21 protein-coding genes are annotated in these 21,915 nt (G+C 58.6%); 12 read left to right on the forward strand and 9 right to left on the reverse strand.

The window, feature by feature from the left end:
• Positions 1–83 precede the first annotated feature (83 nt).
• The 3 genes from gldD to mutY form a co-directional block, all read right to left on the reverse strand.
• Positions 84–671 carry a gliding motility lipoprotein GldD gene (gene gldD / locus ASU33_RS16925; RefSeq protein ID WP_491044428.1) on the reverse strand — a complete coding sequence of 196 codons (588 nt, stop codon included), beginning with the start codon at positions 669–671 and terminating at the stop codon, positions 84–86.
• Positions 672–855: 184 nt separating this feature from the next.
• Entirely contained in the window at positions 856–1,329 is a 474-nt protein-coding gene (locus ASU33_RS16930; protein ID WP_434060537.1) for a single-stranded DNA-binding protein, read from the reverse strand.
• 58 nt (positions 1,330–1,387) lie between these two features.
• The gene (gene mutY / locus ASU33_RS16935) at positions 1,388–2,488 is read right to left on the reverse strand and encodes an A/G-specific adenine glycosylase (RefSeq protein ID WP_059072011.1); all 1,101 of its coding nucleotides are present in this window, start codon (positions 2,486–2,488) and stop codon (positions 1,388–1,390) included.
• Between the two features lie 146 nt (positions 2,489–2,634).
• Between mutY and ASU33_RS16940 the strand changes: the two genes are divergently transcribed.
• The 3 genes from ASU33_RS16940 (at position 2,635) to ASU33_RS16950 (ending at position 5,944) form a co-directional block, all read left to right on the forward strand.
• A complete protein-coding gene (locus tag ASU33_RS16940; RefSeq protein ID WP_262696974.1) occupies positions 2,635–2,976 on the forward strand; it encodes an HU family DNA-binding protein in 342 nt (113 codons plus the stop codon).
• A 96-nt stretch (positions 2,977–3,072) separates the two neighbouring features.
• Positions 3,073–3,981: a tetratricopeptide repeat protein gene (locus ASU33_RS16945; RefSeq protein WP_059072013.1), complete on the forward strand. Its 909-nt coding sequence runs from the start codon at positions 3,073–3,075 to the stop codon at positions 3,979–3,981.
• Positions 3,982–4,336: 355 nt separating this feature from the next.
• Positions 4,337–5,944, forward strand: coding sequence for an Rne/Rng family ribonuclease (locus tag ASU33_RS16950; protein WP_059072014.1), 1,608 nt, complete (start codon positions 4,337–4,339; stop codon positions 5,942–5,944).
• Between the two features lie 93 nt (positions 5,945–6,037).
• Here ASU33_RS16950 and ASU33_RS16955 read toward each other — a convergent pair whose 3' ends face one another.
• Positions 6,038–6,727 (reverse strand): porin family protein, encoded by a 690-nt coding sequence (locus ASU33_RS16955; protein ID WP_059072015.1) that lies wholly within the window; start codon positions 6,725–6,727, stop codon positions 6,038–6,040.
• Between the two features lie 111 nt (positions 6,728–6,838).
• On the opposite strand from ASU33_RS16955, the gene gldB reads away from it, so the two are divergent.
• Both gldB and ASU33_RS16965 read left to right on the forward strand, forming a co-directional pair.
• Entirely contained in the window at positions 6,839–7,861 is a 1,023-nt protein-coding gene (gldB, locus tag ASU33_RS16960; RefSeq protein ID WP_059072016.1) for a gliding motility lipoprotein GldB, read from the forward strand.
• Between the two features lie 33 nt (positions 7,862–7,894).
• Entirely contained in the window at positions 7,895–9,094 is a 1,200-nt protein-coding gene (locus tag ASU33_RS16965; protein ID WP_059072017.1) for a glycosyltransferase family 4 protein, read from the forward strand.
• On the opposite strand, the gene nth is transcribed toward ASU33_RS16965, so the two are convergent.
• The 5 genes from nth to ASU33_RS16990 all read right to left on the reverse strand — a co-directional run bounded on the left by nth (position 9,091) and on the right by ASU33_RS16990 (position 11,864).
• A complete protein-coding gene (nth, locus tag ASU33_RS16970; protein ID WP_059072018.1) occupies positions 9,091–9,765 on the reverse strand; it encodes an endonuclease III in 675 nt (224 codons plus the stop codon). The two genes, ASU33_RS16965 and nth, sit on opposite strands and share 4 nt — an antisense overlap.
• Positions 9,766–9,787: 22 nt before the next feature.
• Positions 9,788–10,018, reverse strand: a complete 231-nt coding sequence (locus tag ASU33_RS16975) for a hypothetical protein (RefSeq protein ID WP_286130624.1) — start codon at positions 10,016–10,018, stop codon at positions 9,788–9,790.
• On the reverse strand, positions 9,957–10,592 hold the full coding sequence (locus tag ASU33_RS16980; protein WP_059072020.1) for an RNA polymerase sigma factor: 636 nt from the start codon (positions 10,590–10,592) through the stop codon (positions 9,957–9,959). Before ASU33_RS16980 ends, ASU33_RS16975 begins: the two co-directional genes overlap by 62 nt.
• A gap of 228 nt (positions 10,593–10,820) precedes the next feature.
• Positions 10,821–11,357 (reverse strand): DUF6799 domain-containing protein, encoded by a 537-nt coding sequence (locus tag ASU33_RS16985; RefSeq protein WP_059072021.1) that lies wholly within the window; start codon positions 11,355–11,357, stop codon positions 10,821–10,823.
• 57 nt (positions 11,358–11,414) lie between these two features.
• Positions 11,415–11,864, reverse strand: coding sequence for a hypothetical protein (locus ASU33_RS16990; protein ID WP_059072022.1), 450 nt, complete (start codon positions 11,862–11,864; stop codon positions 11,415–11,417).
• Between the two features lie 338 nt (positions 11,865–12,202).
• Here ASU33_RS16990 and ASU33_RS16995 point away from each other — a divergent pair, with 338 nt between their 5' ends.
• The 7 genes from ASU33_RS16995 to ASU33_RS17025 all read left to right on the forward strand — a co-directional run bounded on the left by ASU33_RS16995 (position 12,203) and on the right by ASU33_RS17025 (position 21,896).
• Positions 12,203–13,498 (forward strand): MFS transporter, encoded by a 1,296-nt coding sequence (locus ASU33_RS16995; protein ID WP_078063208.1) that lies wholly within the window; start codon positions 12,203–12,205, stop codon positions 13,496–13,498.
• Between the two features lie 339 nt (positions 13,499–13,837).
• Positions 13,838–14,416 carry an RNA polymerase sigma-70 factor gene (locus ASU33_RS17000; RefSeq protein WP_059072023.1) on the forward strand — a complete coding sequence of 193 codons (579 nt, stop codon included), beginning with the start codon at positions 13,838–13,840 and terminating at the stop codon, positions 14,414–14,416.
• Between the two features lie 97 nt (positions 14,417–14,513).
• Positions 14,514–15,248, forward strand: coding sequence for a head GIN domain-containing protein (locus ASU33_RS17005; RefSeq protein ID WP_059072024.1), 735 nt, complete (start codon positions 14,514–14,516; stop codon positions 15,246–15,248).
• A 199-nt stretch (positions 15,249–15,447) separates the two neighbouring features.
• Entirely contained in the window at positions 15,448–17,823 is a 2,376-nt protein-coding gene (locus tag ASU33_RS17010; RefSeq protein WP_078063210.1) for a TonB-dependent receptor, read from the forward strand.
• Between the two features lie 21 nt (positions 17,824–17,844).
• The gene (locus ASU33_RS17015; protein ID WP_059072025.1) at positions 17,845–18,675 is read left to right on the forward strand and encodes a DUF4249 domain-containing protein; all 831 of its coding nucleotides are present in this window, start codon (positions 17,845–17,847) and stop codon (positions 18,673–18,675) included.
• Positions 18,676–18,839: 164 nt separating this feature from the next.
• Complete coding sequence (locus ASU33_RS17020; protein WP_059072026.1) at positions 18,840–19,913, forward strand: FecR family protein; 1,074 nt, start codon at positions 18,840–18,842, stop codon at positions 19,911–19,913.
• Positions 19,914–19,958: 45 nt separating this feature from the next.
• Complete coding sequence (locus ASU33_RS17025; RefSeq protein WP_160328226.1) at positions 19,959–21,896, forward strand: DUF4974 domain-containing protein; 1,938 nt, start codon at positions 19,959–19,961, stop codon at positions 21,894–21,896.
• Positions 21,897–21,915 lie beyond the last annotated feature (19 nt).

Genomic DNA, 21,915 nt, shown 5'->3' on the forward strand with positions numbered 1-21,915 from the left:
AGTCATTCAGCTGCCAGCAGCAGGCGAGTGGCTATGGGCAGGGCCCTAGGTGGATAACAGTGGTTAGCAGATAGGAGGCCCGGCTACTGGTACTTCAGCGTATTGACGAGGTGTACGATGTCCTCTTTCACATAGTCAATAACCGGGGCCAGTGAATCGTTGGCCACGGCCGTGCGGAAATACAGCGCTCCGCGGAAAAAATGCTTCGTGGAGTCGGTGGTGTAGAACTGAAACTGGCTTGGCACTTCGCCGCTCAGTTCGAACACGGTTACCTTCTTGCCATCCGGCGTTTGCAGCATGTTTTCCTCTATAGCCGACGCCTTAATTTGGTGCTTGCCCGTGAGCTTGCGCGCATCCTCCAGCATCTTGTTGAAAAGCTTCGGGTTGTTCTGGATGTTGGTGTAGGTAATCTGCACATTGGCGTGCAACGCGGGATAATTCACGTTGATCCAGTGCGGCTGGGCCAAGTACGACGAATCGCGCAGAATGCGGGCGTGCTTCGAGTACTCGAACCGGTACGGATGGCCAGCCGGCAGCTGCTGGTAGGCGTGCGGCGGCAAATCGATGCGGTTGTAGCCTTTGGGCTTGGGCGTGTAATCGGGGGCAGCGTTGCAGCCCGAAAGCAGCAAACTGGCGGTTAGCAGCGCGCAGAAGGAGCGGAGCACAGGCAGCAGGAAAGAAGGTGATAAACCAAAATTACGCGAAGTAGGGCGGAGTACGGCCTAGGTGTATAGACGCTATGCAGCCAATGGGAGCTAAACATACTTAGAGCAACGCTCTGGCCCCGCGTAGCAGAAACGCAAACCGCCCCAGCCAACGCATGACTGGGGCGGCCTATGCCACTGAACAGCAAGCTTAAAACGGCAGTTCGTTCAGTTCCGGCTCTTGGCGAAAAGTATTGGGCTCGGCAGTCGCGTTGTTGGCTTGACTGGCAGCCTGGTTGCCCTGCTGCTCACCGTGGCTACGCCCGCCGCCACCCAGCATCGTGATTTCGTCGGCCACGATTTCGGTGACGTAGCGCGTCTGCTGGTCTTTGTCTTGGTACTGACGCGTGCGGATTTTGCCTTCCACGTACACCTGCTGGCCCTTCTTGATGTATTTCTCCACCGTTTCGGCCAGGCCGCGCCAGGCTACCACGTTGTGCCACTCGGTGCGCTCTACACGGTTGCCCTGCTTGTCCTTATAAAATTCGTTGGTAGCCAAGCGGAACTGCGCTACCGTGCTGCCGCCTTCGAGGTGGCGCACTTCGGGGTCGGTACCTAAGTGGCCGATCAGGATAACTTTGTTTACGCTCGACATAATCTTCTGTGTGTCTTGTTGAAAGAGCAATCAGCAAGTGCTAATTGTATTACAATATCTAAAATTATTAGCTAAAAAGCAAATGGTTTTAGCTAATAAGAATGCCTTTCTGGCTTAAGTAATTGGAAATAATCACCGGTTTGGGCAGCTCGTTCATTTCAGCAGCCATATAAGCCGCTAAGCCCGTCTGCTTCATTACTTCATCGGAGAGCGGAGCATCCAGCCACAGCTCATGAAAGCGCGCTTCAACTTTCTGGTGGCTGAGTGCGTGCCGCAATGCGGCAGCCGGTTCGCTTACCCGATCGGTGGCCATTTGGGCACCTAGGGCTTCGAGTTCGGCAAGTAAGGCTTGCGGCGGCAAAGCGGCCTCAGGTGTTTCGGTCAGGTAGAAATCGTACAGGCTGTGCCAAATGTCCTTGCCCGTGCGCTTGCGCAGGTACACCCGCTCACCGTGGCGCAGCACTAGGTAATGGAAGTAGCGCGTGCGGCCTGCCTTGGCTTTGCTCTTCACGGGCAGCTGCTGCACCATGCCGTGCTGAAACGCAAAGCACTGCTCACGCACGGGACAGAAAAGACAATCGGGATTAACTGGCGTACACTGTATGGCGCCAAACTCCATAATGGCTTGGTTATAGTCGCCAGGCTCTTCCACGGAAATCAGCTGATCGGCCAAGTGCTGAAACTCCTTGCGAGCCGATGGCTGGGCAATGTCGGTAGTGAGGCCAAAAACCCGCGCTAACACGCGGTACACGTTGCCGTCGAGCACGGCCACCCGCTCGCCGAAAGCAAACGAGGCAATTGCCGCTGCCGTGTAGGGGCCAATACCGCGCAGTTTCACTAACTCGGCGTAGCGCGAAGGAAACTGCCCGCCATACTCATTTACGACCTGCTGAGCTGTGGTGCGCATATTACGAGCACGGGAGTAATATCCAAGCCCTTGCCACAGCCGCAGCACTTCCTGCTCGGGAGCGGCGGCCAAGTCGTGCACGGTGGGGTATGCAGCCAAGAAACGCTCGTAATACGGAAGCCCTTGCTGCACACGGGTTTGCTGCAAGATTATCTCCGACAGCCATATAGCATACGGATCTTGGGTGTGGCGCCAGGGTAAGTCGCGGCGGTGGCGCGGGTACCAGTCCAATAATGCCTGCGCAAAAAACGGATGAGCTTGATGCGGCGAAATGTTGATCAACGTGCTGATTATTAATATATTGCCAATAATTACCAGTATTCACGGTATTTGGCAATTGCATTTGTAAAACCAAAAAACGGGACTACCTTTGTGGCCCGAAATGCCTACCGGGCAAGGGCTTACGGGTTTTTAACAGCTTTTTGCCTATTCTTTTTTTCACTTTTCAGGTTCCTAATACAGTGACCAAAGCAGAAGTAATTGCCGAGATTGCCGAGAAGACCGGCATTGAGAAAACCGACGTGTCTGCAACCGTTGAGGCTTTCTTCAAAGTGGTGAAGGATTCGATGGCCAACGGCAACAACATCTACGTGCGTGGCTTCGGTAGCTTCGTAAACAAGAAGCGGGCCCGGAAAGTAGCCCGTAACATTTCGAAAAATACTTCGATCATCATCGACGAGCACTTCATCCCAAGCTTCAAGCCGTCGAAGACCTTCATCAGCAAAATCAAAAACAGCAAGAAGGTAAAAGAGCAGCCGGTACAGGCCTAAGGCTTAAAACCGCTCGGTTCTTCGTAAACTTGCCGGCGCCGCCGAGCTGGTCTGCCCCGAAAGCAGCAGCCCGGCGGCCGCCTTTTTCTTCTGCTTATGGCTAACGGCCGCTCTTCTTTTTCGCCCCAACTGCTCATTCTCATCCTGGCTGCCGCAGTGGTAGTAGGGTTGTTTTTGCTGCCCAAAGGTGTGGTGAAGCCCAAGGAGGGCAAAGGCGAAGCTGCCCGCGATGCGGCGGCCACCAGCGCCCCCAATGGCGGTGGCCCCAATACCAACGGATCCAAAACCGAGGCTTCCTCGGGGCCCGTGCCAGCCAGCCAAGGTGTTACGGCTCAACAGCCGCATACCATGGCTTCGGCCGAGCAGCGTAAGGGCCTGAACACGCTTGTTGCTCGTTATCGTACGGCACAAGGCGCTGCTAAGCTTACAGTAGCAACCGATCTGGCCAAGCAGTACCAATCGGTACAGCGCTTCGACAGTGCCGGTTACTACTACGAGCAGGTTGCCCAAGCTAAGCCCGGCGAGCAAGCCTGGAAGCGCGCTGCCGATCAGTACTTCGAAGCGTACAGCTTTGCTGCTACCGAAGAGCGCGCCAAAATGCTAGGTGGAAAAGCCCGCGAGCTCTACGAGAAGGTCCTGAAGCAGAACCCTCAGAACTTAGACGCCAAGACAAACCTAGGGATGGCACTGATGGCTAGCGAAAACCCCGTGCAGGGCATCATGATGCTGCGCGAGGTGCTAGCGGCCGACCCGAAGAACGAAAAGGCACTTTACAACCTGGGTATTCTGTCGCTGCAAAGCAACCAGCCCGAAAAGGCGGTAGAGCGATTCCAAGAGCTGGTGAAGGTAAACCCCAAGAATGTGAACGGTTTGTTCTACTTGGGCGTATCCTTGGCACAATCCGGTAAAAAGGAGGCGGCCCGGCAAGCATTTCTGAAGGCAAAAAGTATCAGCAATGATCCTGGTTTGCTGACTTCAGTGAACGAAGAACTACAGAAATTGTAGTGCAAACTACTTTCGAAATCAACCACTTAACCTTAAACCATAAATCTCATGCCCTGCGGTAAAAAGAGAAAGCGTCACAAGATTGCCACCCACAAGCGGAAGAAGCGCCTGCGCAAGAACCGTCATAAGAAGAAGTAAGCCCGCGGGGGTTTGCTGGGCGCCTGCGCGGCCGTAAGGCCACGCCGCGCCCTATGTTTCACCCCGCCGACTCCCGGGCGTGGCTTTGTGGTTACGTTCTCCCCGTGGAACTAGATAAGGGGGAAGCTGGTGCTCGTGCGCTGGCTTCCCTTCTTGGCTTATGCACGGTGCAACGCTACTGCAAGCACTCCGGACAGCCGGCTAACCCCGAACTCCATTGAGTAACGAGTTAATCATTAATTCGACTCAGGAAGGCGAGCGGATTGCCCTGCTTCAGGACAAGCGGCTGATCGAGTATCACTTCGACCGCAACGACACCAACTACGCGGTAGGCGACATCTTTCTGGGCACCGTCAAGAAAGTAATGCCCGGCCTGAACGCCGCGTTTATTGATATCGGGTATCAGAAGGACGCCTTTCTGCATTACGGCGACCTAGGCGAGCAATTCCAAACCCTGGCCAAGTGGACGCGCTTGGTGCACTCCGGCAAAGCGCCGGTGGCGCACCTCAAGGGCTTCCCACGCGATGCTGCCCTCGAGAAAGTCGGCAAGATGGCCGACATCGTCAAGAAGGGCCAGCAGCTGCTGGTTCAGATTGTGAAGGAGCCGATTTCGACGAAGGGTCCGCGCCTTTCCTCCGACTTATCCATGGCCGGGCGCTACCTCGTGCTCATGCCCTTCTCCGACACCATCTCGGTTTCGAAGAAGATTGTGAGCCGGGCCGAGCGCGAACGGCTTAAACGCCTTATTGCTTCCATTAAGCCCGATGGCTTCGGCGTGATTATACGCACCGTTGCCGAAGGCCGCGACGTGGCCGAGCTCGACCGCGACATGACCAACATGGTGGCCATGTGGGAGCAGCTCTACCAAAATTTGCGCAACGCCAAACCCAACGACAAGGTGCTCGGCGAGCTGGGCCGTACGTCGTCGATGCTGCGCGACATGCTCAGCGACTCGTTCGACGCTATTCACGTCGATTCGCAGGAACTGTTCGACGAGTTGCGCAACTACCTGCAGCAAATTGCCCCCGACAAGGTAGATCTGCTGAAGCTGTACTCGGGCAAGACGAAGATTTTTGAGCAATTCGACATCGAAAAGCAGCTCAAAACCCTCTTCGGCAAAACCGTTACGGTACCGGGCGGGGGCTATCTCGTTATCGAGCATACCGAGGCACTGCACGTTATCGACGTGAACTCGGGCAACAAGAGCAACCAGCAAAGCGACCAGGAGGCTACTGCCCTGATGGTAAACCTAGCTGCTGCCAAGGAAGTAGCCCGCCAGCTGCGTTTGCGCGACATGGGAGGCATTGTAGTGGTCGACTTCATCGATATGCGCTCCGGCGAGAGCCGCAAAAAGGTGGAGGACACTGTGCAGCAAATCATGGCGCGCGACCGGGCCAAATTCACCATTCTGCCCATCACCAAGTTTGGGCTGATGCAGATTACGCGGCAACGCGTGCGGCCCGAGCAAAACATTATTACCACCGAAGTGTGCCCCACCTGCGGCGGTACGGGTAAGATTACCGCCTCTATTCTGGTTACCGACGAAATCGACCTCAGCATCGATGAGCTGCTGGTGAACCAGAACCACGCCGGACTTACCTTGTACGTGCACCCCTTCTTGCACGCTTACTACACCAAAGGGTTGGTAAGCAAGCAAATGAAGTGGTATCTGAAATACTACAAGTGGGTGAAGGTGGTAAAAGACACCAGTCTTGGCCTCACCGACTACCGTATTCAGGACGAGCGCGGCGAGGACATTGAGCTGCACAGCCGCGCAGCCGAGCTGAACAGCCTGCAAGACCGCGATGACGAAACCGATGACTAAGGCCTAGGTCCTTGTTCCTAAGCCTAAAACACCAACGCCCGCCGTTCTTGAGTGCAGAACGGCGGGCGTTGGTGTTTTCCGTGGCAGCTATACCTAGAACTTCAAACCTAGGTCGAGAGCAACTTCGTTGTTCTTGAAGCTAACGTCCTTGAGTTTGCGGGTGTTATCGAAATACCGCTCGATGTTGAACAAGCCCCGGTGGTACGACACCCCGGCGAAGACCTTGGTGCTCTGGCCCACCTGGTACTCCACACCTAGGCCGCCAAGCAGCGCAGCATCGGGCACAATAAAGTGGCTCGATGCTTTGGTCTCGTTACCAGTAGAGGGGTCGGTGTAGAACTTGTTGCCGTTGATGCGAGACGCTACGCGGGCATTGGCCGTGCCGCCTACCTGGAAGTAGAGCTTGGTATCGGTGGCAATTTCGTTGGTGAACAGCTTCAGCGTAAGCGGAATTTCGAGGTACTGCAGACCGATCTTTTGCTTTTGCGTAGAGAGGCCGTTGTCGGAGGGCGAGTTTTCGGTTAGGTAGCGTACGTTGCCACCCTTAAACGTGAGATTCAGTCCGGTACTGAAGGCGTAGTTTTCGCCGAAAAAGTAATCGACAATTATTCCGCCGCCGATACCTGCCCGGCTACCGTCGCTCTGAAAATTGCGCTCCGCTGGCGAGCTAACGCGCAGGCTGGTGATGGAGGGAGATACTTTCAGACCAATTTCTACTTGGGCTGAGGCTTTAGTAGCTACGCCGCCCAAAAGCAGGGCCAGCGCCAACATCGTTTTTTTCATAGAAGATGACACGCTTAGCAGCCATAGCGCGTTGCTACAGCCAACCGGGCGCGTTGGCCCGGCGTTTTGTCTAATTTCGCCCTAAATATATCAGTCCCCCTGCTACCCATCATGCCCTTTCCGCGTTTGCGCCTTTGGCTGAGCACCTCGGTGTTGGCTACCACGCTGCTGTTTTCGGTTGGTTGTAACCGGGATGAAAAGTGCGAGATGTCGCCGGAAGTGGCCCGCGTAGCCGCCCCAGTGCAACTCGATCGGCTCGAAAAACAGTTTTTTCAAGTTCGGACGCCTGCCGACGCCAAGCAGTTTTTGGACCGCAACCCGGTTTTTGCGCGTCACTTTTTGCAGCGGCGACAATACCCGTCAGATGCTATTCTGCAGCAAGCCTTGGTGCGCCTCGCCACCAACCCTGGGTTGCAGAAGCTAGGGCAACAGGCCGACACTACTTTCCGGAACACCGAACAGTGGCAGGGCAATTTGCAGCGCATGTTTCAGCATGTGCGCTATTACTTTCCCGATTTCAAGGTGCCGCAGGCTAAGACATTCGTGAGTGGCCTCAGCCAAGACGTTTTTGCCAACGACAGCTTGTTGGTTATCAGCACCGATTTCTTTGTAGGGCCGAAGGCGGTGTACCGGCCCAACGTGCCCAACTACATCCTGCGCCGCTACCGCTCCGAGTACGTAATGCCCACCGTAGCCCTGGCTATTTCGAGCAAGTACAATAAGAAGGAGCTTACCAACAACACCATGCTTGGCGAGATGATACAGGGCGGAAAGGCGCTCTACTTCGCCGAAAAAGTGCTGCCCTGCACCGACGATTCGTTGCTGATTGGCTTCCCGGGCAAAGACCTGCAGAACGTAAACTTCAACGAGGCTAAAATCTGGGGACACTTCTTGCAGAAGAATTTGCTCTATAACACTTCGCCTTTCCAGATTCAGAAGTACGTAGGCGAGCGGCCCAATATTCCGGAAATCGACAAAACATGCCCGGGCCGTGTGGGCTTGTGGGTGGGGTGGCAAATTGTGCGCAAGTACATGGCCGAGCACCCCAACGTTACGTTGCCGCAGCTAATGGCCATGAAAGATCCGCAGCGTATTCTTACGGAGTCGCGCTACCGGCCCAAGCCCAAGAGTTAGCCTAAATATTCTGGAGCTCGGAGCGCCCGCACAGTGCACATCGCCGTTTTTAGCCAGTACCACACCAACCCCGACTGCCCGGCTACCAGCCGGCATTACTCGTTGCTGGCGCACATTGCCCGGCAGCACCGCGTCACGCTCATCACCACCAACACCTGGGAGCCGCAGCGCTTGACGCACGAGTACCCGTGGCTGCCCGAGGGCGTAGAGATGCTGGCCGCCGACATACCCTACCACAACCGCATGGGCGTAGCGGCACGCGGGTGGGCTTTTGTGCAGTACATGGCTTATGCGTGGCGGCAAGGCCGGCGCATACCTAGGCCCGATGTAATCTGGGGTATTTCGACGCCGCTGTCGGCCGCTTGGGTAGCCGGCAAAGTAGCACAGCAGCGCCGGGTGCCGTGGGTGTTTGAGGTGCAAGACTTGTGGCCCACATTCCCGATTGAAATGGGCGCAGTGCGCAACCGTTTGGCTCAGCGCCAGCTCTACGCCGCCGAGCGTCGCCTCTACGAGCACGCGCAGCACATCATCACCCTCTCGCCGGGCATGACGGACTACGTGCGCCGCCTAGGGCTAGGGGAGGAGAAGCTGAGCACTATTCTCAACGGGACCGACCTCGACCAAGTAGCGCGAGCTACGCCTGAGGCAGTAGCAAGCCTTCGCCAACAACATGGCTTAGCTGGCCGGCCGGTGGTGCTGTATGCCGGCACGTTCGGCCGAGCCAACGACATACCCACGCTGGTACAAACCGCCGAAGCCCTACATCGGCTGCAACCCGATGTAGTGTGGCTGTTTATGGGCCATGGCTATTACGAGCCACTAATTCGGGAGGCAGCGGCGCGCTGTCCTGCTATCCGGCTGGTGCCGCCGCAACCTAGGCACCAAGTTTTCACATGGCTGGCTGCCGCCGATGTGTCGGTGGTTTCCTTTGTGCATCTGCCGGTACTCGACACCAACTCGCCAGCCAAGTTTTACGACAGCCTCGCTGTAGGTACGCCTGTAGTCGTAACCAACCCGGGCTGGACCAAACAGTTCGTGGAAGAGCACCGCTGCGGCTGGTACGTGCCCGCCGAGCAACCTAGGGCTTTGGCCGAGCACTTACACCGTGCCCTAAGTGCCAAAGCTGAGCTACGTGCGGCGGGGCAACGGGGGCAGCAGGTAGCGCAGCAACTGTTCGACCGCCAGCAGCTAGCTGCCGAAGTGCAGCGCGTACTGGAGCGGGCAGCGGGTTAAACCGGCGCTACAATCGGCTCCAAGGAAGGCTTCACCTTGTCATTGTAGTACTTGCAGAAATCGGTGAGCGGGCACTGCATGCACTTAGGGCTGCGCGCCACGCAGATGTAGCGGCCGTGCAGAATCAGCCAATGGTGCGCCTTCGGGATGAGTTCCTCGGGCGTGTGCTTTACCAACGCCTTCTCTACTGCCAGCGGGGTAGTGGCCGTGCGGGGTACCAGACCTAGGCGGTGCGCCACCCGAAACACGTGGGTATCCACGGCCATGGCGGGCTGGTTATAAATAACCGACACGATTACGTTGGCCGTTTTGCGCCCTACGCCCGGCAGCAGCTGCAAATCTTCGAGCCGATCAGGTACTTCGCCGCTAAACTTTTCTACCAGCATCTTACCTAGGCCGGCTAGGTGCTTGGCTTTGTTGTTGGGGTACGAAACGCTGCGGATAAACGGAAACACCTCCTCGGCCGAGGCAGCAGCCAAGTGCTGCGGCGTTGGGAACTGCTCGAACAGCGGGGGCGTAACCAAGTTCACACGCTTGTCGGTGCATTGCGCGCTAAGCACCACGGCTACCAGCAACTCGTAGGGGTTGCGGTAGTGCAGCTCGGTTTCGGGCTCCGGAAAGTGATTGGTGAAATAGGCCAGAAAGCGGCGAAACCGCTCGGCCCGGGGCATAGTTGCTCTGGGCACAGGCGGTTTAGCTCGAGCGCATAAAAGTGCGCGAATACTGCAAAATGTTCTCGACAGCGCGGTCCGACGGCCCGTGTTGCAGGGCATCGAGGTAGCGCTGGGCTTGGAGCAGGTCGGCGCAACGAGCGGCTAGGTCGGCGTCGTGCAGCAGAGCTTGCTCTATACTTTGGGTCTCCTTAGCCGGCAATTCGTTGTACACATACCGGAGCAGGGTCTCGTGGGTAAAGGTTTTGATCATAGAAGACGGGTTGCGCGGCCATTTTCTTCCGCAGGTTGATGAGCGCGTAGCGCATACGACCTAGCGCCGTGTTGATGCTCACCCCCGTTGCATCGGCAATTTCCTGGAAGCTCATGTCGCCGTAGTGGCGCATGATGAGCACTTCCTTCTGCGCGGCCGGCAGCTCTTGTATCAACTCCCGAAGATGGCTATAGGTTTCCTCGCGGGTCATGGAGGCGTCTACACCTTCTTCGGCCAACGACAACGAGTTGAACGCGTGGCCGGTGGCATCGAGGTTGAGCTGCGGATTACGCTTCTGGCGACGGAAAAAGTCGATGGCCAGGTTGTGAGCAATGCGGCAGATCCACGACGAAAATTTCCCCTCTTCATTGTACCGACCGCTCTTCATCGTGTGCACCGCTTTAATGAACGAATCCTGCACCAAGTCTTCGGCAATCACGGGGTCTTTCACGATCAGCATGATCGTGGTGAAGACGCGGCGCTTGTGCCTGTCCAAGAGCAGGGCGAAGGCTTCTTCCTTGCCGGCAATGTAGAGCGAAATCAACGCGGAATCGCTCGGCTGCATAGTTTCCATAAAGGCTACGGTTAGGGGAACGTAGAGCTTTAGGCCATATTGTGCAGGTTGCCGTGAAAAGTTAAATGAAGAGCCTGTGAGGAAAGCGTGTTGATCAAATGTAGAGTTCTGCTGCCTCCAATGCAACGCGTATTGTGCCCGACAGTAAATTATTTTTTTGGTTCCTAAGCTCGACAATAAAAAAGCCTGCTTAAGGAGCAGGCTTTGAGGTCGGCAAAAATCGTGCAGTTACTGTTTCAGCTGGGCATCGAGGGTGCGGAGCTGTTGGTCGTAGCGGGTGCCGTTGGGCACGGCCGCGGCACCTAGGGCGGTGCGCTCGGCGAGCTTATCGGTGGCTTGCTGCAATAGCGCCACGCGCTGTTCAAGCTGCTTGAGTTGGCGGGCGGTGCTAGCTGGTATGGGGGTGCCGGGTACCATCACGCGGGTTTCGCCGGTGCTGCCGGTTACCTGCACGCTTTGCTTTTCGATTGCCTGCGGCGTGCGCATGTCGTCGCGGAAGTTCACTACCACGCCCTGCATGTTCACGGCCTGGCCCTCGGGCAATTGCTGGCGCGTGCCGTCTTTGCGAACCAACGTGCCCGAGGGGTTGACAACAGAGCCGTCGGAAAGCGTAAGGGGGGCTTGCAGGCGCGTGGCCTTTCCCGCTTTCAGGCGCATAACCACGCCGTTGCGGCGATAGGCACCATCTTTTAGAGTAGCAGAAGACTGGGCTACCGAAACCAGGGCAGCGCAGCATAACAAGAGTAGTAGCAACAGGCGTTTCATGGGGCTAAATGCGCGCGGCAAAAGGTGGGTGCCCGCGCGCAGCCTGCTCTACGCGCCCTAGGTGCTCGTTGTTGTTGCGGCCGGCTGGGCGTGCGGAATGTTCAGCTGGCGGCTTTGCTCGAGCCACTGCATGGCCGAGCACTCATCGGTAAATACCTGCACCCGGCAGCGGTCATCAACGGGGCGGGCGTTGCTGGTTAGGCTGGGCAGTTCACTTTGGTGGGCGGGCGAAATCAAGTAGGCCAGATACACTTGCCCGCCTAGGGTAGTTACCAGCCGGGGTAAAAAGGCCTCCATAACCCAACGCGTGGCGGTGGTGCTTACCATGCCGCGGCGGCGCATATCGAGCAGCCAGTAGCGGGCCCGCCGGGGCGCGGCCAGCGCCAAAGCGGCCTCGTAACCTTGGCGCACCTCGGCATCATCTACCCCCCGCAGCCAGCGGCTAAAAAGCAAATCAAGGTCGTCGCGGAAGCTCAGATCAACAATATCCTGAAGGGCAGCGCTCATCGTCAACAGAGAAAAAGAATACTACAGCGCGGCAAAAGGCGCAACACAACAGCAACAGGAACACAGCCCAGCACGCAGGGCTGCCCAATCAGAAAGGCCGGGAACGTAAGCGGGAATGGGCACCTAATCGAAACCAACCCCGAGCAGAGTTGGCAAGCCAAGCAAAGTAGGTGCGTGCAGTGGGCGCAGATGGAGGCGCTGGAGAAGGAGGCTGCGAGCGAATAGGCGCAGCACGGGGCGTTGTACACAACGGTACAAAAATTGGCGACCTTATCCAAGTCGGCAGAAGCAATTATGTGCAGCCTACCTTTGCCCGCTTTTCCCGTTAGAGGCTTCCTATGAGTACTGCCGATTCGGCCGCGCCCCAGCGGCCCCACGACCCCTACGCCGCGTTGCGCATTCCGGAGTTTCGCCGCCTGATTTCGGCGCGCGTGTGTTTGGTGCTGGCCACGCAAATGCAGGCGGTGGTGGTAGGCTGGCAGATGTACCAGCTGACCAAAGATCCCCTGGCCCTAGGTCTGATTGGCTTGGCCGAGGCCATACCCAGCATCACGGTATCGTTGTACGCGGGGCACGTGGCCGATTCAGTGCGGCGCAAAAACATCATTGTGTCGGCCGTAACGGTGTTTATGCTGTGCTCGTTGGTGCTGTACCTATTTACCAGGCCCACGGGTGCGTGGGTGATTGAGCACTACAAAACCCTGCCCATCTACGCCGTCATTTTTGTAAGCGGTATAGCCCGGGGTTTCTTGGGGCCGGCGCTGTTTTCGTTTATGCCGCAGCTACTGCCCAACCGCCAACTGCTGCCCAACGCCATTACCTGGAACAGCTCCACCTGGCAGTTCTCGGCCGTGATGGGGCCTGCCATTGGCGGCTTGCTTTACGCCCACCTAGGCATATCGGCGGCCTACGGCATCGATTTGCTGCTGACGATTATGGCCCTGCTGCTGTTTAGCAGCATAGCCGGGCGGCCATTGCCACCGCGCGAGGGCGAGCAACTAAGCCTGCAGGAAAGCATTTTGTCGGGCGTGCGCTTCATTTTTCAAAACCAGATTGTGCTGGCCGCTTTGTCGCTCGATTTGTTTGCGGTGCTGTTTGGCGGGGCTGTGGCCCTGCTGCCCATCTTCGCCGACGACATCCTGAAGATTGGTGCCGACGGCCTAGGTTATCTGCGTGCTGCGCCAGCCGTGGGCTCGGTGCTGATGGCCGTTACGCTCACTTATTTTCCGCTGCACCGCCACATGGGGCGCAAGCTGCTGTGGGCGGTGGCGGGCTTTGGCTTGGCTACAGTGGGGTTTGCCTTATCTACCAACTTCTGGCTGTCGTTGTTCTTGCTGTTTCTTACCGGCGTATTCGACTCGGTTTCGGTTATCGTGCGCTCTACGCTCATCCACACCTTCACGCCCGAGTACATGAAAGGCCGCGTGGCCGCCGTCAACAACATCTTTATTGGCTCTTCCAACGAAATCGGCGCCTTCGAATCGGGCACGGTGGCGAGGCTGATGGGCGTGGTGCCTTCGGTGGTATTTGGCGGCATGATGACGATGGTGGTGGTGGGCTTTACGGCCTTGCTGGCGCCCCGCCTGCGGAAATTGCAAAATGTAAAAGAGGCCACACCCGCTGCCGCAGCCTAGGTTGTGCTGTTGGTAGCTGAGCACTATTGCCCGGAAACGGACGCCCGCGAGGCACAATGGGGCGTGGTTGTTTTTTTGAGTAACCACATTATTATGTGTTTACTGGCGTGGCATTGATTTGGTAATTCGTACTGGGGTTTCCTTCGGCCTTGTACGATTATGGACAGTTGCGCTTCTCTTTCTTTGGGTTCTTTCCCGCTGCTGGTTCACCGGTTTGCCGTTTGGGCTGAGTATGCAATTGAGCCTTCGATAAAGCATAGCACAAAGCATATCTTCCGTAGTTTTGCGCCGCGCCAGTCGAGAGGCCCGCGTGCTACCCGCGAGGATATTGCTCCTGTTATGCCCGAAGTTGAAACCGTAGATGCTCTTGAAGCCCGCCTTGCCGAGCTGCAGCGCACCAACGGCGAAGCTTTTATGCAAGAGCTGTTTCGGGCATTTTACCGTCCGCTGGGCAACGTGGTGTTTCGGGTGGTGCAAGACCGCGCCGTGGCCGAGGACCTGCTGCAGGATGTGTTCATGCGCATCTGGAACGGGCGCGATTCGCTCACCATCAGCAGCACCTACAAAGCCTACTTCTACCGCGCCGCTATGAACGCGGCCCTGCGCCATGTGGAGCAGCAAAAACGCCAAGTAAGCTGGGACGATGCCAACCTGGCCGAACCCGGCCGCGACACCACCGCCGAGCACCTAGAGGGCCAAGAGGCCGAGCAGCTGGTGGCCACGGCCCTCGAGGCCTTACCGCCGCAGTGCCGCGCCGTGTTTCTGATGAGCCGGCAAGAAGGCATGAGCTATCAGCAGATTGCCGAAGCCTTAGAGGTAGCGCCCAAAACCGTAGAAAACCAGATGGGGAAGGCCTTGCGCATCATGCGCGAAAAGCTCAGTGGCTTTTTTTCGGGCCTGAATTCGTGGCTGTTATAGCGTGGTTAAAAATTTTTTTTGGGGTGGCGTAGGGGTAAGGCCTGGGTTGTGGCTCTTACTACTGAAAACCCTGATAAACCAACCTCTCTCAACCGCTATGAAAACCAACTGGCTCATTGCTCCTCTTTTCTCGGTACTGCTACTCTCTGCCGGCTGCTCGCACGAAGGCGACGCCTTCGGCCCGCGTGTGCGGGGCACTGGCCCTACCGTTACGGAAACCCGCTCGCTCAACAGCTTCAGCCGTGTGGAGCTCAAGATTGATGCGGAAGTAATTCTCACGCAGGGCAGCCGGCAGGAAGTACGCATCGAAGGGCAGCGCAACATCCTCGATGTGCTCGAAACCGAAATCAACGGCGACGAGCTGCAGATTGAGTACGGCCATGTGCGCGTGCGCAGCCACGATCCTATCCGTGTGTACATCACGGTGCCTTCGCTGTCGGAGGTGCAGGTATCGGGCTCGGGTAAGGTGCGCAGCACCTCGCCGTGGTCGGCTAGCTCCTTCCAAGTAGAGGTGTCGGGCTCTGGCGAAGCCACCCTGGACCTCGACCAAGTACAAAGCCTGCGCACCCTCATTTCGGGCTCGGGGGAGGCCCGCCTGAGCGGTGAGGCAGCTAGCCACACCGTCAACATCAGCGGCTCGGGCCAGGTAAGCTCCTACGAGCTGGCCACGCAGGATACCTACGCTTCCATCAGCGGCTCGGGCAAAGCCTACGTGCAGGCTGACCGCACGCTCAATGCCGAAATCAGCGGCAGCGGCACCATTTACTACCGCGGCAACCCCACCGTTACCACGCGCATCTCGGGCTCGGGTAAAGTGCTTAGCGGAAACTAGTCTCAGTTAGTGAGTTTAGGAATAGATGAGTTTACGAGTTAGGCATCTGTGTTCGGCCTGCAAACCGCGCAAGCAAAACTTGCCCTCTCATTAACCCACAAACTCTCTAACTCTTAAACTCTCCCTTCTCTCAACAACCGCAACTACTCCGGCCAGCCCCTGCTGGTTGGCCGGAGTAGCTGCCGCTCCGAAAACAAACATGAAACCATCAATCCACTGGGGGCTGACTGCTGGGCTGCTACTGACGGCTGCCCCCTCCTGGAGCCAAACCTTGCCCGAGGCCAGCCAGCGCGCAACCCTGAGCGGCTACCTCCGCGACGGTGCCACCGGCGAGGCTTTGGTGGGCGCCAGCGTATTCGTGAAAGCGCTGGGCCTAGGTACCAACACCGACGAAAACGGCTACTACCAGCTGCAACTGCCCAAAGGCACGCACACGATTACCTACCTAATTATCGGCTACGAGCCGCAGGAGGTGAAAATCAACCTAGGGGCCGATGCCACGCGCTCGGTAAAGCTATCGGCCACGCGGGTGCAAACGCAGGAGGTAGTGGTGCAGGGCCAACGCGCGGAGGACAACGTGCGCAAGCCCGAAATGAGCGTGAACAAGCTCGACATGAAAACCGTGAAGCTGATGCCCGCGCTCCTAGGTGAGGTAGACGTGGTGCGCAGCATTCAGCTGTTGCCCGGCGTAACCACGGTGGGCGAGGGGGCATCGGGCTTCAACGTGCGCGGCGGCGGTGTCGATCAGAACCTGATCTTGATGGACGAGATGCCCGTGTACAACGTGTCGCACTTGTTCGGTTTGTTCTCGGCCTTCAACCCCGACGCCGTGCAGGACATGAAGCTGTACAAGGGCGGCATTCCGGCCCAGTACGGCGGGCGGTTGTCGTCGCTGCTTGATGTGCGCCTGCGCGATGGGCACACCGCCGAGCGCGCCAGCGTAAACGGCGGCATTGGCCTGATTTCGAGCCGACTGGCTGTGGAGGCGCCGCTGATTAAGGACCGCACCTCGGTGGTGCTGGCCGGCCGCCGCTCCTACGGCGACTTGTTCCTGAAGCTGGTGCCCGATCAGAAAGACAACCAGGCGTACTTCTACGACCTGAGCGTGAAGGTGAATCACAAGTTCAGCTCGCGCGACCAGCTGCAACTCACCGGCTACCGCGGCCGCGACGTGTTCAACTTCAGCAACGTGTTCAAAAACAATTGGGGCAACACCGGCGGCACCGCCCGCTGGACGCACCAGTTCTCGCCGCGCCTGTTCGGCAACTTTACCGGCGTGGCCGCGCAGTACGACTACGCCCTAGGTGTGCCCAACGGTACGCAAGCATTCGAGTGGACCTCGAGCGTGCGAAACTACACCGGCAAGGCCGATTTGAACTTCCAGCTGAACGCGAACAACACCATCAGCGGGGGCGTGAGCGGCACGCGCTACCGGTTTAACCCTGCCACGGTAAAGCCGCTAAGCGCCGAGTCGATTTTTGTGGAGCTGAAGGTGGACGATCAGCAAGCCGGCGAGTACGCTGCGTACATCGATAACGAGCAAACCCTTTCGCCGCGCCTGCAGGTGCAGTATGGCCTGCGCCTATCGGTGTTCGATTTCCTGGGTACCGGCAAAACCATTTACGACTACCAGGGCGAAACCGGCCAGCGCAAAGACCCGCTGAACCCGCGCACGCCCAAGGACGGCGAGGTGGTGAAGCGCTACGCCAACCTGGAGCCCCGCGCCTCAATGCGCTTCACGCTCGACGAGAACAGCTCGCTGAAAGCCAGCTACAACCGCACGGCGCAGTACATCCACCTGATATCGAACACCACGGCCGCCTCGCCCTTGGATGTGTGGAGCCCCAGCACGAACAACATCCGGCCGGAGCGCGCCGACCAAGTGGCCCTAGGTTACTTCCGCAACTTCCTCGACAATGGCTACGAGGCCTCGGTGGAAGTATTCGGCAAAACCATGGACAACCAGATTGATTACGTGAACGGGGCCAACACCCTGCTCAACAAAAATCTGGAAGGCGAGCTGCTTTACGGCCAGGGCCGCGCTTATGGCGCCGAGTTCTTCGTGAAGAAAAACCAAGGCCCGCTGACGGGTTGGGTAAGCTACACCTTGTCGCGCTCGGAGCGGCAGATTGATGGCATCAACCGCGGCGAATGGTACGCCAACAAGTACGACAAAACGCATAACCTCTCGGTGGTGAGCATGTACCAGGTGGGCAAGCGCCTCACGGTGTCGGGCAACTTCTCTTACAGCACCGGCGTGGCTACCACTTTCCCCAACGCCCGCTTTAGCTACGAGGGCCTGGTGGTGCCGGTGGTAAGCGGCGATGCCCGCAACAACTACCGCGTGCCTGCCTACCACCGCCTCGACCTAGGGGCCACGCTCAAGAACCGCACGGTAGAGGGCCGCCGCTGGCAAAGCGAGTGGGTGTTTTCGGTGTACAACGTGTACAGCCGCCGCAACGCCTACGGTATCTACTTCCGCCAAAACGAAGACGACCCGCGCAAAACCGAGGCCGTGCGCCTGTCGGTGTTCGGCTCGATGCTGCCTTCGGTGTCTTACAACTTCAACTTCTAACGGCTGCGGCCGCCTAGCAATATGCTCGCCCGTTTCTTTTCTCTTGCCGCTTTAGTCCTAACCCTAGGTACGCTGGCCAGCTGCACCGATGTGGTGCAAGTTGAGTTGCCCGAGCCGGAGTCACAGTTGGCCGTGGAAGGCAACATCACCGACCAACCCGGCCCTTACGAAATTCGCCTGACGCGCACCGGCGCTTACTTCGACGACAAAACGCCGCTGGCCGTGCGCGGCGCCGAACTCACCATTTCGGATAGCCAGGGCGCTACCGAAATCCTGCGCGAAACCGCCCCCGGCGTGTACCAAACCAGCAGCCTGCGCGGCCGCATCGGCAACCAGTACACGCTTACCATCAAGGCCGATGGGCAGGAGTACCGCGCCGCTACCGAAATCAAGCGCGTGCCCGAAATCGACCGCTTCGAGCAGCAGCACAAGGTAAACGAGCCCGGCTGGCGCGACGGCTACTACGTGCTCTACAACGGCCCCGAGCTGCCCGGCGTGGGCGACTACTACCGCTTTAAGCTGTACCAAAACGACACGCTGCGCAACAACCCCGACGAGCTGATCGTGCGCGACGATGCTCTGGTCGACGGCAAGTACATCGGCGACGTGGAGCTATCCGACCGGCCCTTTCGTATCGGCGACCGGGCGCGGGTAGAAATTTTGTCGCTGCCGAAAGATTACTTCTTCTTCCTGAACGAGATGTTCACGCAGATCAACAACGTAGGCATGTTCTCGTCGCCGCCCGCCAACGTACGTACCAACATCGTCAACGTAAACCCCAACGGTCCCAAAGCCGTGGGCTACTTCGCCGGCACGGCCGTGCGCTCGGCTACGGTTACCATTACGCCATAGCCGCCGTAGCGCGGACTTCAGTCCGCGTTCTTTGGATAGTAATTTTAAGTCGTTAGCACCTAGGGCGAGGATTAGAAATTGCTACCTAGAGGACGCGGGCTGAAGCCCGCGCTACATGCAGTTTGGTCGAAAATCACCAACTTAATACCCGATTCTCCGCCACCATGCCCGAGCTTTACCCCGATACGGAAGCCCCCTGGGAGCTACTCGCCAAACATTTGGCGGGCGAAGCCTCCGTGTCGGAGCAGGAGGAGCTGCACCGCTGGCTAACGGCGCGCCCGAGCCGCTTGCGTGTGCTTACCGACGCCACCCGGGCGTGGGAGCGGGGCGGCACCACGGCAGAAGTTTTCACCGAAGCCGATGTGGATAAAGCCTGGCAGCGCTTCAGCGCGGCAGCGGGCATAAAGACCACTGGCGGCAGCACGGTAGCACCGCCCGCATCGGCCGAAGAAGCTCGGGTAGTTTCGATGTGGGGCAGCAGCCAAACCTGGATGCGCGTAGCCGCGGCCGTGTTGCTGCTGGTAGGCGCCTGGGCGGTGGCCCGCACCTTCTTGCTCAGCCGAGGCTCGGCCGAAACGGTAACCGTAGCTGCCGGCCCCGAGCGCAAACTGAGCACCTTGCCCGATGGCAGCCGCGTGTGGGTAAACCGCAACTCCACGCTTAGCTACGCGGCCGATTTCAACGAAAGTAGCCGCGTGGTGCAGCTGAAAGGGGAGGCGTTTTTCGAAGTAAAAAAGGACAACGGCCGACCCTTTACGGTGCTGGCCAACGACACCCGCACCCGCGTGCTGGGCACCTCCTTTAACGTGCGCGCCTACTCGGCCGAAGATTCGGTGGAGGTTTCGGTAGTAACGGGCCGCGTGGCGTTCAGCCCCGATCGGCAGCGCGTAACGGTGCAGGATTCGGTGGTGCTTACGCCGGGGCTGCGCGGCGTTATCCGGCGCTCGGCACCAGCAGTTGCCTTGCAAAAACCCATCGTCGACCCCAACTTCCGGGCGTGGCAGCAGGATGAGCTGGTGTTTGATAACCAGAGCCTCGGGCAAGTAGCCCAAACTCTTACCCGCTTCTACGGCACTCCCGTGGAGCTAAGCCGGCCGGAGCTGGCGAACTGCCGCTTTACGGGCAACTTTAAACAGGCCCAACTGCCGCAAGTGCTGCGCGTCGTCAGCCTGTCGGCTAACCTGTCGGTTTCGCAAACCGCCGACGGCTATATTCTTGACGGACCGGGCTGCCAGTAGCCCTATCTTCACCCTCCAACAGACTTCCTGATCCCCATGTCTGCTATGCGAAATCGCATATGCCTGGCGGCTGCCATGCTGTGCGCCCTGGCCGCTGAGCCCGTTGTGGCCCAAGTTCGTAGTGGCTCGGTGCTCGAGCGCAAAGTTACGGTTACGTTCAACGACGCGCCGCTCGAATCGGTGCTGCGCACCTTGCGGCGCCAGTACGGCGTGCGCATCTCCTACAGCAACACGGCGTTAAACCTGAAGCAGCCCGTAACGGTGTCGGCCAACAACCAGCCGCTGCGTGCGGTGCTTAGCGAAGTGTTGCGCGATAAGAACATTGGCTACGAGCTGGTGGGCGACCAGGTGGTGCTGCACCCCGCGGTACCCAAATCTGCCGCGACCAAACCAGCTTCGGCACCCGCCCCGGCCACTACGACTACCACCGTCAGCAAAGCCGTACTCGACCGCACGCCTAACGAGGCAGCGCCTAGGCTGGAGCCGAGCAAAACGGCCGATAAGCCCGGCGCCGCACCGGCCGCAAAGCCGGCAACCCCAGCCAAAGCTGCACCCACGAAGAAAGAGCCAGCTAAGGCTACCAAGAGCCAATCGGCCACGTCTAAGGCTAGCAACACGGGTGGCGGCAAAGTACCGGCCAAGGCAGCACCAAGCAAGAAGGAAAGTGCAACGCCCGCGCAAGCCGCTACCGCTGATAAACCTAGCGGCCAGGGCTCAGCGGCTAGTGGCGTAGGAGGCACCGACCCGGAAGTAGCGCCAGCTACCACCACTGCATCAACCAGCACACCGGTAGCTGCTACACCGCCCGCCGCAGCTGATACTAAACCCACAACCAAGCAAGATTCGGCTGCCGTAACTGCTGCAGTACCCCCCGAGACTAACGAAAATGAGGCACCCGCACGCCCGACCTACCGAGAGCCAGCGCAGATTTCCTTCCTAGGTCCGCTGGGCTCCAATGGGCTGCGCAGTAGCCAAACGGTGAATAACCTGTCCATCAACGTGCTAGGAGGTTATTCGGCCGGGGTAGAGGGCTTCGAGGCAGCCGGCTTGTTCAACATCGACCGCGACACCGTAGATGGCGCGCAGGTGGCCGGCCTAGCCAATATTGTGGGCAAGCACTTGGATGGCGTGCAAGGAGCGGGCCTGATGAACGTGCTGGGCGGTGGTGGCCGTGGCTGGCAGGCCGCGGGCTTGCTGAACGTGGCCGCGCGACCCATTGCCGGCGCTCAAACGGCGGGTTTGTTCAACTACGTGGGCCCGACCAAGAAGCTGCCCGTGGTAGCCGATGCAGCACCCGCCACGGAAGCCGCGCCAACCCGCAAGCCCACTGTGCAGGCGGCAGGCTTGTTCAACGTGGCCCTAGGTGAGGTGCGCGGCGGGCAGGCAGCAGGGCTGCTAAACGTAGCGGGTACCGTGCACGGCGTGCAACTTGCCGGCCTGCTGAACGTGGCCGACTCGGTAGATGGCGTGAGTATTGCGCCCATCAACTTTGTGCGCCACGGCTACCACCGTTTCGAGGTGACTAACTCCGAGGTATGGCCCGTAAGCGCCAGCCTCAAACTAGGCGGCTCGGCGGCATTCTATACGTTCTTCACCGGGGCCTATGCCGGCTTCGGCAACAAGCCCCGGCGGTGGGCGGTAGGCTACGGGCTAGGCTCCGAAGTGTGGGCGCGGCGCCGCCTGAGCGTAGCGCTAGATGCCGTAGCCATGCACGTAAACGAAGAACAACGCGGCTGGACGCGCGACCTGAACCTCGACAGCCAGCTGCGTCTGCTCCTAGGTGTGGCACCCTTCAAAAAAGACGGGCACCTGCGCATTGTGTTTGGCCCCACGGTGAGCGTGCTCGTGACGCAACGCTACGACACTACCGAGCAGCAAGTGTACTCCAACCTGGCCGAAGGCCGCAAACTGTGGCTCGACGAAGGCAACTCTGCCACCCGCGTGCTCGGTTGGGTGGGCTACACGGCCGGCATCCGCTTCTGAGTTCCTAGGTAACCGCGGC

The sequence above is a fragment of the Solirubrum puertoriconensis genome (assembly GCF_001483135.1).
In the GTDB taxonomy this organism is placed as follows: Bacteria; Bacteroidota; Bacteroidia; order Cytophagales; family Hymenobacteraceae; genus Solirubrum; species Solirubrum puertoriconensis.